Source organism: Kocuria sp. CPCC 204721, assembly GCF_040980945.1.
Taxonomy (GTDB): Bacteria; Actinomycetota; Actinomycetes; order Actinomycetales; family Micrococcaceae; genus Kocuria; species Kocuria marina.
The window spans coordinates 1-13,645 of record NZ_JAVKPO010000026.1 but is presented as its reverse complement, the minus strand read 5'-3'; the positions used below and the strand labels follow the sequence as shown (position 1 = coordinate 13,645).

The window sequence follows — 13,645 nt, the reverse complement described above, 5'->3', positions numbered from 1 at the left end:
CTTCCCATTCGCCAGTTCCTTCGGCATAACTCCATCCTCGTTTCCAAGGTCAGGAGCCTCCAACAAACTCACGGCGCTTCACGATGAGCAGGGGCAGCACTGGCGTGGGTGTCCCACTAATGGTGGTCGCTTCCATCCCTCAAACGGAGCGCGTCGTGTCACCGGATGCGCGGCACCGTCGGGAACAGCCAGAGGGCCCCTGCCATGGCAGGGGCCCTCTGGCTGTTGTTCGAGGACATCCAACAGCAGGTGCTGCGGCAAGATCCAGGGGGCAGTTGTCGGGTCGCTGGACATCGTGGCCATGGCATCTTTGAAGGGGCGCTATGGCCGGAATCGTTCAGGGGTGGGTCAGAGGCCGGTGAAGGTAGAAAAGAAGCGGAAGAACACCGAGGCAGCCACGGCCACGTAGGCGATGGCCACCAGGGTCCAGGCCCACTCGGTGGCGAAGCGCACCAACCGGGGCGGGGCGGGGATGACGCCGTGGGCGAGGTTGCGCACGGTGAGCAGGAGGAACAGCGGGATCATCGCCGCCCACACGATCATGCAGTACAGGCACAGGATGTAGATCGCGAACAGGGCCTGGGACCACAGCCAGATCACGAGCACCGCCCCGAGAGTGACCCCGACCTGCAGGCCCGCCCAGTACCAGCGCCCGAGGCGGGCCCCGGCCAGGATCGTCATGGCGGTGGTGATCACCACCGCGAAGGCGACGATGCCGATCAGCGGGTTGGGGAAGCCGAAGAGCTCCGACTGCCAGGTGCCCATGACTTGCCCGCAGGACACCCAGGGGTTGATGTCACAACTGGTGACGTGGCCCGGGTCCTTGTAGAGCTGAAGGCGCTCGAGCACCAGAATCGCCGAGGCGACCCACCCGATCACCCCGGTCACCAACAGGACCAGGGCGAAGGGGCGGCGACGGGCGAATCCGGGCAGGTGCTCCTCGGCGACCGGGCCGGCGCCTGGGTGGCGGTGGGCGCTGGTGGTGGTTTCAGCCATGGTGGATGTCCTTGGGGGTTCCTCGATCAACGGTGGCGTCGGTGGTGCCGTGCTGGTGTCTTCGAGCCAGGACGGCCAGGGCCGCGGCCAACAGGGGCAGGACCCCGGCCAAGAGGATGGAATGGGCCGCGGATTGTTGATCCGCCAGCGGAGAAGGCCCCCAGTCTCGGCCGAGTCCGGAGAACCACTCTGGTTGGATCACCGTCGGTGACAGGGCCGTGAACACCACCCAGATCCCCAGCACGGTGGCCACCGCGAGCAGCACCAAGGCCTGCGTGCGCACCGCTCTGCGGTCCGGTGGGGCGGCCAGCGCGGCGGTAGCGAAAATCAGGCCCAGGGCCACGGCGGTGGTGTTCATCAGCTCGTGGCCGACGTGGGTGTGCAGGGCCACGGCGAAGGCGGGGGTGTAGTAGAAGACGCCCAGCCCGGCCAGCATCAGGATCCCGGCCGGGGCCGGGTGAGCCAGCAGGGCCCCGGCCCGGGAGGTGCGCCATGCAGCGGCGAGCTCGCACCACCCGGTGCTGCCGTCAGTGCGGACCGGAACCAGGGCCGCGGCCAGGCGGCCGGGCGCTCCGGCGATCAGCAGCAGCGGCACCGGGAAGCTCAGCAGCAGGTGGGCGGCGGTGTGGACGCTGAACAGGATCGGGGCGTAGAGGGCCATCGCTCCGCAGGTGACGTAGACCAGCAGCACCAGACCGGCCAGGAATGCGGCCGTGCGTGCCACCGGCCATGGTGCGCCGGTGCGGCGCAGGTGTCGGGCCCCGCCCAGGTAGAGGCAAGCCGCGAGGATCGCCACGGCGATCCACAGCCAGTCGACGCGCCACTGGGTGAACCAACCGGAGAAGCTCAGGGGCGGGGGCAGGAGGTAGCCGGTGAGGATCTCCGCGGGGGTGATGTCAGGTTGTCTCTCCAGAGGCACCGGGGTGGGGGTGCGTGCCAGGGCCACGCCCAGGGCCATCACGGCGCAGAGGATGAAGACCTCCACGGTGATCAGCCGCCACACCCGGCCTAGCGTCGGGGTGCCGGCGGTGATCGCCCGGCGGTTCAGGTACCCCAGCACGCCCAGGGCCACGGTGGCGATCGTCTTGGCGATCACCAGCGCCCCGTAGCCGGAGTCCAGCCCGTCCCAGCCACCGATCCGGTAGACGGTGTTGATGACTCCCGAGACAGCCACCAGGACGAAAGCCACCCCGGCCAGGGCCGAGAAGCGTTCCAGCACGGTCCGGGCTGACCCGTGGCCGGTGGCGGGGGCGGTCAGCAGCGGGGCGAGCAGGGCGAGCACGATGATCCCGCCGGTCCAGATCCCGGCACCGAGCAGGTGCAGGGCCAGAGCATTGACGGCCCCGTTGTGATCATCGACCCCGGCCACGTGTCCCAGTTGGGACAGCGGGATGACGGCGGCCAGGGCCACCAGGGCGGTGGCGGCCACCGCCGCCGGGGAACGAACGAGCACGGCCAGGGTGGTGGTCAGTGCCGCGGCCACCGCGGTGACGGCCCATGCTTGGCCGGGGATCAGGCGGGTCACGTAGTAACCCAGTTGCCCGGTGAACTCGGCCGAGCCGGACACGGGAGCCCCGATGGTGTCGGCGTAGCTGAGCACGATGATCGCCACCGCCGCCAGGGTCCACACCGCGGCCGCGGCCGCAGCCACCGTCATGGCCCGGGCGAAGGCCGGGTGCTCGGCCCTGGTCTGTCCCGCTCCGGGGACCGGAGTGGACCGGGGCACCACGGTGGTGGCGAAGACCAGCCCGGCCCAGGTGATGCCCATGGCCAGGTGATGCACGGTCGTGGCCAGCGGCAACCCCCAGCGCACCAGGACCCCGGGATCGAGCACTTCCCGGGGCGCGGTGGCCCCGGAGGATCCCAGGGCCACCCACAGCACGGCCAAGGTCCCCACCCCGATACCGATGTAGACGGCAGCCATGGCGCGCCGGCGCCGTCCAGTCGGCGTCGGGCCGGGAGGCGGGGGGAGGACCACCGGCGGGGTGGGCGTGTGGGGTGGGGTGACCATTGGGTCAGTCGGTGGCTGCGGTTTCGACGGCGTCCCGGAAGCCTTCCAGGGACTCGGGGTTGAGCACTTCCCCATCGAGGAAGAACGTGGGAGTCCCACCCACCCCCAGAGCCTCACCGTCAGCGACATCGAGCTCGATGCGCTCCTGGGTGGCCGGATCAGCCACCGCGGCGTCGAAGGCGGCCATGTCCAGGCCGAGGTCTTCGGCAAAGCCGCGGAAGACCGCGCTCTGGTCCTCGGCCGACTCCCCCCACTGTTCCTGGGTCTCGAACATACGCTGGTACATCGCCTCGTACTGTCCCTGCTGGGCGGCGGCTTCGACCGCGAGGGCGGCGTTCATGGAGTTGCGGTGGCCCGGCAGCGGGAAGTAGCGGTGGACGAAGGTGACGGTGTCGGCGTACTCGGCCCGCAGCTCCTCGATGACGGGGTAGGCGGCCCGGCACCCTTCGCACTCATAGTCCAGGAACTCCACCAGCACGGCCTGTTCGTCCGGTGCCTGGGAGAGCACCCGGCTGTTCTCCCGCACGACCTGCCCCTGGCCCTGGGGCACCGTTTCGGGGGTGGAGTTGGCACGGGCGATGAGGATCGGGATGGCCACGGCGGCCACGACGGCGACCAGGAGGACCCACACGATGATCTTGGCCTTGGAGGGCTTCTGCTTTGGGGTGGGCGGGCTGGCGGTAGTACTCACAGGGGTGTCCGTTCTGTCTCCGGCAGCAGGGCGTACCGGTGGAGGGGGCTAGGGGTGGAGGGTCTCATCGTGGCGGTGGGAGGCCGGTTCGATCTGGAAGGTGGAGTGCTCGATGGCTACGTCGAAGTCACGGGCCACGCAGGCCTGCAGATCCGCCAGGACGACCCCGGCGTGCTCAGCGTTCAGGCAGCCGTCGTGGACGGTGACGTGGGCCGAGAGCACCGGGGTGTCGGAGTCGATGCGCGAGGCGTGCAGATCGTGCACACCGACCACGTGCGGCAGGGCTTCCAAGCGGGTGCGGACCTGCTCGAGGTCCAGGCCCTTCGGGGTGGTTTCCATCAGGACCTCGATGGTGTCGCGCAGCAGGATCAGAGCCCGCGGCACGATCAGGGCGGCGATCAACAAGGACACGACCGCATCCGCCCGGGTCCACCCGGTGGTGGCGATGACGATCGCGGAGACGATCACCGCTACCGAGCCCAGGGCGTCGTTGGCCACCTCCAGGAACGCGGCCTTCATGTTCAGGTTCTCCCCCCGGCCCGAGGCGAGGATGACCAGCCCGATGATGTTGCCGACCAGCCCGACCACCCCGAACCACAGCATGGCCGTGGACTCGACCTCGGGGGGCTCCAACAGCCGGCGCACCCCTTCGACGGCGATGAACCCGCCCACAGCCAGCAGCACCGAGGCCTGGGCGGCCGCGGCGACGATCTCGGCGCGCTGGTACCCCCAGGTGCGTTTGTCCGTGGCCGGTTTCAGCGCCAGGGTCGCGGCGGTGAGGGCGATGAGCAGCCCGGCCGAGTCGGTGAACATGTGCCCGGCATCGGCCAGCAGCGCCAGGCTGCCCGAGACCACCGCACCGATGATCTCGGCGACCATAATCGTGGCGGTGATGGCGAACACCACTGCCAGTTTCCCCCTCCGCCCGGCGCCGGCGTGGGAATGATCGTGCTCGCCGCTCATACCGGAATCTCCTGGGTGGTGGCGTCATCGGCGAGGGCCTCGGCGGCGCACTCGGGTGTCCCGCACCGGCACACCGGTTCGACGGTGAGGATAGTGCCCAGCAGGTCCTCCAACGCGTGGGCCAGCTTGGGGTCCGAGAGTTCATAGCGCACGTTGCGCCCCACCGGCACGCCCACGACCAACCCGCAGTCGCGCAGACAGGCCAGGTGGTTGGACACGATCCGCCGGCTCACCCCGATCCGGGCCGCCAGTTCCGAGGGCACCGCTGGGCCCTGCTGCAGCTGCAGCAGCACCGCGGCCCGGGTGGGATCGGCCAGTGCTTTGCCGAAACGGGACATCGCCGCGACCGGGGACAAGATCCTCATCCAATAACCGTACAGCAGAATCTGTATCAAAGGAGATGAGGGGCTTCCCTTGATGATCGGGCAATGTCCAGCTCGTATTCATACGGTGAGGGCGGACGGGGGTGCCGTCCGCCACTGCGGCATCCCCGTCCCCCGAGCCATCGCTGCACCCTAAGGGCTCTCGCTCCAATGCCGAGGCGGAGCAGGATAAGCACTGCCCGCGTCCAGCGGAAGACAGGGCAAGGCCATGAGCACTCTCCGATCCTCTCCGCAGGACTGCTCCCCGTGTGCCGATTCGCTGGCGTGTGCACATCGACAGGATCGTGGCAATCGTTCGAGTCTGCGGCTACAGCTGCGGAGTGCACCCATGCGGTCCATCCGAGTGCACCCATGCGGTCCATCGACGATGATCCTGGCGGGGCACTCCGCACCTGACGGATGAGCCCACCGGCCGGCCTTCACCACATCGGCGAGACTCACCGGTAGGTGTAGTACCCGTCGACGGGCATGGCGTTGACGGAGTGGACGAAGGTGCCCTGGGTCGGGTTCAGCGCCGAGACCATCTTGCCGCCACCGATGTAGATGCCGATGTGGTTGCCGCCGTTCTGGGACACCAGGTCACCAGGCTGCGGGTTGGACGTCGGGGTGGCGGCGGCGATCTGCTGGAAGCTGGTGCGGGGGATGTCGATGCCGTTCTGGGCGTAGACCCAGCCGGTGAATCCGGAGCAGTCCCAGGCCCCGAAGGAGGTCCCGCCCCAGACGTAGCCGGTGCCCACGCCCTGCATGGCCGTGCCCACGATGCCGCCGGCGGCCGGGGCGATCTCGGTGATGGCGGTGGACTGCGGGCTCACGCTCGAGGTGGCGGCGCTCTGCTGCGGGGCCGGGGCTTGGTCGACGGGGGCGGCGGGCTGCGCGGCGACCGGGGCCGGGGTGGTGTAGGAGGCCAGATCGGCCATCGCCGAGGCCGGAGCCGCATAGGAGGACCCGGAGGCGGCGGGGATCTCGGCGTAGGCCTGGGCCGGAGCGATGGAGCCCACCAGCGCTGCGCCGGCGGCGGCGACGACGGTGGTGGTACGCACGGCGCGCGAGGAGGTCTGGGCGCGGTGACGGGCAGTGTGCTGCTTGAAAAGCGACATGGTGGAGTTCCTCCCTTTGCCTACGAGGTGAGCTGTCGGATGCGGGTGGGAGACACCCGGCCGCAGAACGCACGCGCTCTGAGACTTAACCCCAAGGCCCCGGTACACCGGGACCGGTAATGGTTCCCCCGCTTCTGCCAAGCGATTTCTCTTCAGGAACCCCGAGCACCGGCAGAACTCGGCGATGTGCCACGAGGGCGCCGACAGGATCAGTGGTCGGCACGCACTGAAGAGTACAAGGAGATTACGAAACAATCACAATCCGATTCGGGAATGTATAGAGATCGTAAAGAAGTGGTCAAGGCTTGATGAAGACCTGAATTGTTGTCGGCTTTTTCCTGTTAATTTCCCGAGAAAGGCGGGGCGCTCTGCGCTTTGAGTGAGGTGGCTTGTTGGTGCGTGGACGCTGCGCGGGGAGTCGTCGCCCACACAGCGGTGGGGACAGGAGCCACTTCAAAAGGCGCGGCGGGTGGATCGAGAGCGAAGCCCGCGGCCATCCTGGGATATTTCGCGCTGCATCAAGCCCCGGAAATTTGGGCTCTGTCCATGCTCGCACTGACTGGCGGAACGTTAGCCAGCGTTGTGGTCGAGGAGATGCCCGACCAAGCCCACGAAGGCGACACCAGCGTGCCGGGACCGATCCTGCTCACCGGCGGAGTTGCGCTGTTCGCCGCGATCTCCGTCTACCTCGGTTCCTGAGAAGCCGTGCGCCCCGGCGTCCTCGTCTCGGGGCGCCGACGCGTGCCGACCGTGCTCAGTGGGCGCAGTTGGGACCGCATCCACCGCAGTGTGCACCGTCCTCGGCGGTGAGGACCGCAACGGGAGTGCAGCAGGCGTCTCCGCGCCAGGCCTCCAGCCCCTCCTTGACCGCCACGGCGGCGATCACCAGCGCAGCCAGCGGGTCGGCCCAGGACCAGCCCAGGGTGCTGTTGAGCACCAGGCCTACCAGCAGCACGGCGGAGAGGTAGGTGCACAGCAGGGTCTGCTTGGAATCGGCCACCGCAGAAGCAGAGCCCAGCTCCCGGCCGGTGCGGCGTTCGAACCAGGACAGGAACGGCATGATGAGCAGGCTCACCGCGGCCAGGGCGATCCCGACCGGGGAGTGTTCCGGCTCGGCGGCCCCGAGCAGGGCGCGGATCGCATCGACGGTGACGAAGGCAGCCAGGCCGAAGAAGGAGAACGCGATCACCCGCATCGCCACCTTTTCCCGTCGGTGCGGGTCCGGGGCGGCGAACTGCCACGCCACCGCCGCCGCGGAGAGGACCTCCACGATCGAGTCCAGGCCGAAGCCGATCAGCGCCGAGGAGGAGGCGATGGTGCCGGCGGTCAGGGCGATGACCGCCTCGAGCACGTTGTAGGTGATGGTGCCGGCCACGATCCAGCGCACCCTGCGGTGCAGCACCGCCCGGCGTGCATCGGCGATGGGCTTGGGGTCCAGGGTCAGGGAGGTCATGTGCAGGTGCATCCTTCCGGGGAGCAGCAGGTCGGGTCCACGGTGACCACCAGCTCCAGCAGGTCCCCCAGGGCAGCCCCGAGGCGGGGATCGGCCAGGGAGTACCAGGTGCTGCGCCCCTCGGCGGTGGAGGTCACCAGCCCGCACCCGCGCAGGCACCCCAGCTGGTTGGAGATCACCTGCTTGGACACCCCCAGGGCCTGAGCCAGTTCCGAGGGCCGGGCCGGGGCGTCTCGGAGGGACAGCAGGATCCGGGTCCGGGTCCCGTCCGAGAGAGCATGGCCCAACCGGGACAGGGCCGAAGTATGGGTGGGGGTCACCGCGGTCATCCCCCCTACGGTACAGGTTTCTGTGTACTGTTGAGGGGTGGCCTGCTGGCACTCCTCGGGCGCACCAGCGGGTCACCCGGGGCGTGCTGCGTTTGCCGGATCGAGGAGGACCGTGATGATGTCGGAAGTGGCCCCGGCTCTGGCGCTGGGCCTGTACCTGGCCGGCCTGGTGACCGCCTTCGGTGTGCGGTCGTGGATCCACCGGCGCCGCACCGGCTCCAGCGGCTTCCGCGGGGTGAGCGGGGCGCCCGGCTCGCCCGAGTGGTGGGGCGGGATCCTGTTCGCGGCCGCCCTGGTTCTCGGTGCGGCCGGGCCCGTCCTGGCCCTCACCGGCACCGTGGCCGCACCCCGGCTCCCGCAAGCACTGTCCTGGGCCGGGGCGGTCGTCACCGTGGTGGGTTTCCTCGGTGTACTAGCCGCCCAGGCCGGCATGGGCGCCTCCTGGCGGGTGGGTGTCGACGCCACCGAACGCACCGAGCTGGTCACCACCGGGGCTTTCGCCGTGGTCCGCAACCCGATTTTCACCGCGATGCTCACCACCCTGGCCGGCCTGACCCTCCTGGTGCCCACCGTGGTCACTGCAGCGGCGTGGCTGTGCTTGCTGGTGGCCGTGGAGCTGCAGGTCCGTCTCGTCGAAGAGCCCTACCTGCTGAGCACCCACCGACAGGCCTACGCCTCCTACGCCGCTCATGTCGGCCGGTTCATGCCCGGTCTCGGCCGACTCCGCCCCGCACCCCTGGGCGAGCTGACCCCCTGAACCCAGGACCCCACCACTGGCCGACAGTTCCCCCACCCCAGGAGACCAGCACCGTCCGGAGTTCCATGCCCCTGTGATCGGCTGTCGAGGCGCCCAGCCCCTCCTGCGCGCGCACGTTTGGGGGCATGACCAAGCCCTCGAGGCCGGGCCCCCATTCCCCGCGCCGGAAAGTTCGTATAGCTTAACTTTCTATGAGGACCGGGACCGGGCGCACCGGCTCAACAGGTGTTGCCGCCACTTCCCCAGGAGAGCGGTGGGTGCGCCGCCAACCGCTGCCCTGGTTGTTGGGTCCAGCCTTCGTGGCCGCGGTCGCCTACGTGGACCCGGGCAACGTCGCGGCGAACCTCACCGCCGGCGCCCAGTACGGGTACCTGTTGGTGTGAGTGCTGGTGGCCGCCAATGCCATGGCGGTACTCATCCAGTACCTCTCGGCGAAGGTCGGGCTGGTCACCGGATCGAGCCTGCCCGAGTTGCTGGGCGACCGATTGCCCCGGGGCTGGCGGCTGGCCTACTGGGTCCAGGCCGAGCTGGTGGCCGCGGCCACTGACCTGGCCGAGGTAATCGGCGGGGCGATCGCCCTGCACATCCTCTTCGGGATCCCGCTGCTGGCCGGGGGCGTGATCGTCGGGGTGATCTCGATGCTGCTGCTGGTCCTGCAGACCCGCCGGGGCCCTCGGTTTTTCGAGTTCGTCGTGACCGGCCTACTGGCGATCGTCACCGCCGGTTTCGTCACCGGCCTGTTCTTCGGCCCCGTGTCGTGGGACGAGGCCGTCGCCGGGATCGTCCCACGGTTCGAGGGCACCCCGACGGTCCTGCTGGCCGCGAGCATGCTCGGGGCCACGGTGATGCCCCACGCCATCTACGCCCACTCCGCCCTGGCGCGGGACCGCCACGGGCACTCGGTGCCCGCCGAGGCCCTGCCGCGGCTGCTGACCGCCACCCGGTGGGACGTGCTGCTGTCCCTGCTCGTGGCCGGGTCGGTGAACATCGCGATGCTGCTTTTGGCCGCGGGCAATCTCGCCGGGGTGCCCGGCACCGACAGCATCGAAGGAGCCCATGCGGCGATCACCGCCGCCCTGGGCCCGGCCGTCGGGGTCGCCTTCGGCATCGGGTTGCTGGCCTCCGGTCTGGCCTCGACCTCGGTGGGCTCCTACGCCGGATCAGCGATCATGGGCGGGTTGCTGCACGTGCGCATCCCGGTGTTCACCCGCCGGCTGATCACCCTGATCCCGGCCCTGGTCATCATCGCCGTCGGGGTGGACCCGACCTGGGCGCTGGTGCTGTCCCAGGTGCTGCTGAGCCTGGGCATCCCTTTCGCCCTGATCCCGTTGGTGCGACTGAGCAGCAACCGGGATCTGATGGGCGCCTTCGTGAACAAGGTGGCCTTGACTGTCGCCGCCTGGGTGGTCGTGGCCCTGATCGTGTCGTTGAATCTGGCGCTGATCATCCTGACCGCCACCGGGGCCGATTGAGTGGGCCCGGCAGCTCCGGCGCGGCACTCGGTAGCGTGGATCCCATGGACTTGAGTGAGATCACCCCGGTCGCCCAGGACTATCTCAAGGCGATCTGGTCGGCCACCGAATGGGGCGACCCGCCGATCACCACCACAGCCCTGGCGGCGCGGATGGGGACCTCCGCCCCCAACGTCACCGACACCGTCAAGCGACTGGCCGCCCAGGGGCTCGTCGAGTACCAGCCCTACAAACCCGTCACCCTCACCCCGCAGGGGCGCGCGTACGCGGTCGCGATGGTGCGCCGGCACCGACTGCTGGAGACCTTCCTCGTCACCACCCTGGGGTATCCGTGGGAGGAGGTCCACGACGAGGCCGAACGTCTCGAGCACGCCGTCTCCGACGCGATGATCGAGCGCATCGACGCCCAGCTGGGACAGCCTACGGCCGATCCGCACGGGGACCCGATCCCCACCGCGCAGGGACGCACCCGCCGCCCACTCAACACCACCCGGCTCACCAGGGCGAGGCCGGGACGATACGAGATCGTTCGTCTCTCTGATGCCGACCCGCAACTCCTGACCCGGTTCCGCGCCTGCGGCCTCGTGCCGGGCGGGCCTTTTCGTGTCATCGCCCAGGGAGCCAGCGGAACCACCGGTGTACCGGGGAACCAGCACACCGCGATCGATCTGGCCCCGGTGGAAGCCGAGGCCATCTGGGTGACACCCATCACCATCCTCAATACTCTCCGGAGCCTCTGAGAGCTGGTCACCGGACGAGCCCCTCACAGGACGCCGGTCTCAGCCGGCGGAGAGGATCTCGACGATGCGCTCCGGGTGACGGGTCGAGGTCAACCAATAAGGGGTGGGATCCACGGGATCGGTGATCTGGATGCGGACCACCGGGCCCACGGAGACGCGGAAGTTCATGTAGGCGCGGGCGTCAAGCTCGGGGCCCCGCACCCGTTGCACGGCGCTGCCGCGAAACGCTTCGGCCTCGCCCACAAACCGACGCTCGATACGGGCCCGCCCCACCTGCAACGACTCCCCGGTGATCACGATCCCGGTGCTCGAAACAATCAACGCCACCGCAGTGCCGCCGGCGACCACGGCCCCGACGGCCGTCCCGGCCCACATGTTGATCGGGGCCAGGGCAATGAAACCCACCAGGCCCGCGAAGAGCACGAGCAACCACATCCACCACGCGGCCGACAACCGTTCCTCGTACAGGACCGCCCCAGGGGCGGCCTTCGCGGGAAGGTTTTCGGCCCCAGGTTCGGCCGGGGAGGATCCCTGGGCGCTGCGGGACTCATCGGGTGGGCAGACGCCGGGGGACGCAGGATGGGACATGCTGCAACCCTCTCATGACAGCGCCCCCGCGGACCTTCTGGTCCGTGATCCCGGGGAGCAGATCCCGTCCGATCTGGGGTTTCTGGTTCGGCCCGATCACTGCCCCACCCAGAAATGACTTTGTGATGGGCGACAAGTGAGGAGTGTTCATCGATACCCGGCACTTCGGGAGCCCCCGTCGAGGACCTGGAGGCCACGGTTCTGCTGCCCAAGAATTGCATCCAGTGGTGCAAGAGCAATGCTGCGGGGTGCTGTCACCAGCCACGACAGCGTGCGGATGGGGCCCTCACCGATGTTATGTGGGTGAGGGCCAGCCACAAGCTGGATGGCCCCCACCAAAGCGCGATCAGTGCCCGAGGCCGGTCTTGTGGCTCACGTCCTTGTACCAGTCCGACCAGCCGTGACCGTCCCAGTAGCGGTACTTGACCACGTGGTACACCTTCTTGTCCTGGTGGTGATTGAAGTGGCGCCACTGCCCCCCCGCCCCAGGTTTCACCGCCGTGGTGGTTGAAGCTGTACTGGTAGTAGTCACTGCCGTGCTCGTGAGAATTCCCGTACTTGTCCTCGGCGTAGTAGTACTGCTTCACCTGCACCTTGGTGTAGCTGGGCTGACCCCGTTTTTTAGGTCCGGTGGTTCTGGGAGTCGTCCTGTCGCCCGTGGTTGCGGGCAGGGAGACTGGTCAGATCATGTCGAACAGCAGGAAGCGTCACACCCCGGAGCAGGTCGTCCGCAAGCTCGGGCAGGCCGACAGGATGCTCGCCGACGGCAGCGACATCGCCGCGGTGTGTCGGGAGCTTGGGATATCCGAGCAGGGGGCTTGACCCTTGATCTTGGACACGCGGTATCCAGCACGATGCTGGGGAAGCGAGAATCCAAGGATGGCCAGGAAGAACTACACCGACGAGTTCCGTCGCCGGGCGGTGGACTTGTACGAGTCCACGCCGGGCGCGACGCTCAAGGGGATCGCGGCGGATCTGGGCGTGTCCCGGGGCTCGTTGAAGGAGTGGGTCGACAAGCTCGGCTCTAGGACCACGACCGCGGGGGCGCCCACGGCCGCGCCGGCCGGTCGGCCGGAGTCGCAGGCTGCGCGGATCGCCCGGCTGGAGGCCGAGAACGCGGCGCTGCGGACCGAGCAGGCCAAGCTCGCCGAGGAGCGGGACATCTTGCGCCAGGCGGCGAAGTATTTCGCCGGGGAGACGAACTGGTGAACCGCTTCCAGTTCGTTGAGGACCACAAGGACGCCTGGAGCGTGAAGCGGTTGTGCGAGGTCGTGGAGATCGCGAGGTCGTCGTTCTACGCATGGCTGGCCGCCGCGCCGCAACGGGCCGCGAGGGTGGCAGCGGACGCGGCGCTGGCGGCACGGATCCGGGCGCTGCAAGACCCGCAGCAGGGCGGGGACCGCGCATCCGGGGCGCCGCGGATCACCGCCGACCTCAACGAGGACGCGCCTGCCGACGAGCGGGTCAACCACAAGCGGGTGGCCCGCGTGATGCGTCAGCACGGCTTGGCCGGCATCCGCCTGCGCAAGCGCGTGAAGACTACGGTGCCGGACCAGTCCGACCGGAAGTTCCCCGACCTGGTCGGCCGAGACTTCACCGCTGGGGAGCCGGGCCGCCGCTACGTGGGCGACATCACTTACCTGCCCATCGCCGACGGCACGAATCTCTACCTCGCGTCCTGCATCGATCTGGGCTCGCGGAAGCTGGCAGGGTGGAGCATGGCCGGGCACATGCGCACCGAACTCGTCGAGGACGCGCTCAGGACCGCGCGGCGCGAGCGCGGCACTCTGCGCGGCGCGATCTTCCACTCGGACCACGGGTCGGTCTACACCTCGAAGTCGTACGCAACTCTCTGCGAGCGGCTCGGGGTGACCCAGTCGATGGGCGCGATCGGCTCGTCCGCGGACAACGCCTTGGCCGAATCGTTCAACGCGGCTCTCAAGCGCGAGCTGCTCGAGGGTCGCCCCGCGTTCCCCGCCCAGGCCACGGCTTACCGGGCCGTGTTCCGGTGGGCGAACCGCTACAACACCCGCCGCCGCCACTCCGCGATCGGCAACATCGCCCCGAACGCCTACGAGACCGCTGCGTCCGCTATGAAGCGCCCTGGGTCTGATGGAGACTCGCGCTATTTGATTCCGACCAGGTGTTCGCGGTCGGCTTGGACA

Annotated in this window: 13 protein-coding genes, 3 pseudogenes and 1 riboswitch; of the genes and pseudogenes, 6 read left to right on the top strand and 10 right to left on the bottom strand. The window is 68.9% G+C overall.

From position 1 onward, the window contains the following. Positions 1–348 precede the first annotated feature (348 nt). The 6 genes from RF637_RS13420 to RF637_RS13395 all read right to left on the bottom strand — a co-directional run bounded on the left by RF637_RS13420 (position 349) and on the right by RF637_RS13395 (position 6,141). Positions 349–996 (bottom strand): vitamin K epoxide reductase family protein, encoded by a 648-nt coding sequence (locus RF637_RS13420; RefSeq protein WP_085108717.1) that lies wholly within the window; start codon positions 994–996, stop codon positions 349–351. Continuing rightward, on the bottom strand, positions 989–2,920 hold the full coding sequence (locus tag RF637_RS13415; protein WP_019311268.1) for a cytochrome c oxidase assembly protein: 1,932 nt from the start codon (positions 2,918–2,920) through the stop codon (positions 989–991). The genes RF637_RS13420 and RF637_RS13415 overlap by 8 nt, the downstream gene beginning before the upstream one ends. Positions 2,921–3,011: 91 nt before the next feature. After that, positions 3,012–3,698, bottom strand: a complete 687-nt coding sequence (locus tag RF637_RS13410; protein ID WP_019311267.1) for a thioredoxin domain-containing protein — start codon at positions 3,696–3,698, stop codon at positions 3,012–3,014. A 48-nt stretch (positions 3,699–3,746) separates the two neighbouring features. Further along, positions 3,747–4,661 (bottom strand): cation diffusion facilitator family transporter, encoded by a 915-nt coding sequence (locus RF637_RS13405; RefSeq protein ID WP_019311266.1) that lies wholly within the window; start codon positions 4,659–4,661, stop codon positions 3,747–3,749. Then, entirely contained in the window at positions 4,658–5,026 is a 369-nt protein-coding gene (locus tag RF637_RS13400) for a helix-turn-helix transcriptional regulator (RefSeq protein ID WP_085108715.1), read from the bottom strand. The genes RF637_RS13405 and RF637_RS13400 overlap by 4 nt, the downstream gene beginning before the upstream one ends. Positions 5,027–5,481: 455 nt before the next feature. Next, positions 5,482–6,141, bottom strand: a complete 660-nt coding sequence (locus RF637_RS13395) for a C40 family peptidase (RefSeq protein ID WP_019311264.1) — start codon at positions 6,139–6,141, stop codon at positions 5,482–5,484. A 5-nt stretch (positions 6,142–6,146) separates the two neighbouring features. Beyond that, positions 6,147–6,335: riboswitch (cyclic di-AMP (ydaO/yuaA leader) on the bottom strand. 352 nt (positions 6,336–6,687) lie between these two features. Here RF637_RS13395 and RF637_RS13390 point away from each other — a divergent pair. After that, entirely contained in the window at positions 6,688–6,840 is a 153-nt protein-coding gene (locus RF637_RS13390; RefSeq protein ID WP_156125410.1) for a hypothetical protein, read from the top strand. A gap of 55 nt (positions 6,841–6,895) precedes the next feature. On the opposite strand, the gene RF637_RS13385 is transcribed toward RF637_RS13390, so the two are convergent. Together RF637_RS13385 and RF637_RS13380 are read right to left on the bottom strand one after the other, a co-directional pair. Then, positions 6,896–7,594, bottom strand: a complete 699-nt coding sequence (locus RF637_RS13385; protein WP_019311262.1) for a cation transporter — start codon at positions 7,592–7,594, stop codon at positions 6,896–6,898. Then, positions 7,591–7,923 (bottom strand): helix-turn-helix transcriptional regulator, encoded by a 333-nt coding sequence (locus RF637_RS13380; RefSeq protein ID WP_019311261.1) that lies wholly within the window; start codon positions 7,921–7,923, stop codon positions 7,591–7,593. Before RF637_RS13380 ends, RF637_RS13385 begins: the two co-directional genes overlap by 4 nt. Positions 7,924–8,038: 115 nt before the next feature. Here RF637_RS13380 and RF637_RS13375 point away from each other — a divergent pair, with 115 nt between their 5' ends. The 3 genes and pseudogenes from RF637_RS13375 (at position 8,039) to RF637_RS13365 (ending at position 10,892) form a co-directional block, all read left to right on the top strand. Further along, positions 8,039–8,680, top strand: coding sequence for an isoprenylcysteine carboxylmethyltransferase family protein (locus RF637_RS13375; RefSeq protein ID WP_019311260.1), 642 nt, complete (start codon positions 8,039–8,041; stop codon positions 8,678–8,680). A gap of 257 nt (positions 8,681–8,937) precedes the next feature. Beyond that, a pseudogene (locus RF637_RS13370) lies at positions 8,938–10,152 on the top strand (Nramp family divalent metal transporter). Positions 10,153–10,196: 44 nt separating this feature from the next. After that, on the top strand, positions 10,197–10,892 hold the full coding sequence (locus tag RF637_RS13365; protein ID WP_019311257.1) for a metal-dependent transcriptional regulator: 696 nt from the start codon (positions 10,197–10,199) through the stop codon (positions 10,890–10,892). 39 nt (positions 10,893–10,931) lie between these two features. On the opposite strand, the gene RF637_RS13360 is transcribed toward RF637_RS13365, so the two are convergent. Next, positions 10,932–11,480, bottom strand: a complete 549-nt coding sequence (locus RF637_RS13360) for a DUF3093 domain-containing protein (RefSeq protein ID WP_231559544.1) — start codon at positions 11,478–11,480, stop codon at positions 10,932–10,934. A gap of 346 nt (positions 11,481–11,826) precedes the next feature. Next, positions 11,827–11,976 (bottom strand): hypothetical protein, encoded by a 150-nt coding sequence (locus RF637_RS13355; protein WP_159450063.1) that lies wholly within the window; start codon positions 11,974–11,976, stop codon positions 11,827–11,829. Positions 11,977–12,167: 191 nt separating this feature from the next. Between RF637_RS13355 and RF637_RS13350 the strand changes: the two are divergent. Continuing rightward, a pseudogene (locus RF637_RS13350) lies at positions 12,168–12,293 on the top strand (IS3 family transposase); the annotation flags it as partial. A 66-nt stretch (positions 12,294–12,359) separates the two neighbouring features. Further along, positions 12,360–13,558 (top strand): annotated as a pseudogene (locus tag RF637_RS13345) (IS3 family transposase); the annotation flags it as partial. Positions 13,559–13,645 lie beyond the last annotated feature (87 nt).

Excerpts from the sequence above, each read along its gene's own strand:
- RF637_RS13420 (WP_085108717.1), bottom strand. The coding sequence starts at position 996 with ATGGCTGAAACCACCACCAGCGCCCACCGCCACCCAGGCGCCGGCCCG.
- RF637_RS13415 (WP_019311268.1), bottom strand. The coding sequence starts at position 2,920 with ATGGCTGCCGTCTACATCGGTATCGGGGTGGGGACCTTGGCCGTGCTG.
- RF637_RS13405 (WP_019311266.1), bottom strand. The coding sequence starts at position 4,661 with ATGAGCGGCGAGCACGATCATTCCCACGCCGGCGCCGGGCGGAGGGGG.
- RF637_RS13400 (WP_085108715.1), bottom strand. The coding sequence starts at position 5,026 with ATGAGGATCTTGTCCCCGGTCGCGGCGATGTCCCGTTTCGGCAAAGCA.
- RF637_RS13395 (WP_019311264.1), bottom strand. The coding sequence starts at position 6,141 with ATGTCGCTTTTCAAGCAGCACACTGCCCGTCACCGCGCCCAGACCTCC.
- RF637_RS13390 (WP_156125410.1), top strand. The coding sequence starts at position 6,688 with ATGCTCGCACTGACTGGCGGAACGTTAGCCAGCGTTGTGGTCGAGGAG.
- RF637_RS13385 (WP_019311262.1), bottom strand. The coding sequence starts at position 7,594 with ATGACCTCCCTGACCCTGGACCCCAAGCCCATCGCCGATGCACGCCGG.
- RF637_RS13380 (WP_019311261.1), bottom strand. The coding sequence starts at position 7,923 with ATGACCGCGGTGACCCCCACCCATACTTCGGCCCTGTCCCGGTTGGGC.
- RF637_RS13375 (WP_019311260.1), top strand. The coding sequence starts at position 8,039 with ATGATGTCGGAAGTGGCCCCGGCTCTGGCGCTGGGCCTGTACCTGGCC.
- RF637_RS13365 (WP_019311257.1), top strand. The coding sequence starts at position 10,197 with ATGGACTTGAGTGAGATCACCCCGGTCGCCCAGGACTATCTCAAGGCG.
- RF637_RS13360 (WP_231559544.1), bottom strand. The coding sequence starts at position 11,480 with ATGTCCCATCCTGCGTCCCCCGGCGTCTGCCCACCCGATGAGTCCCGC.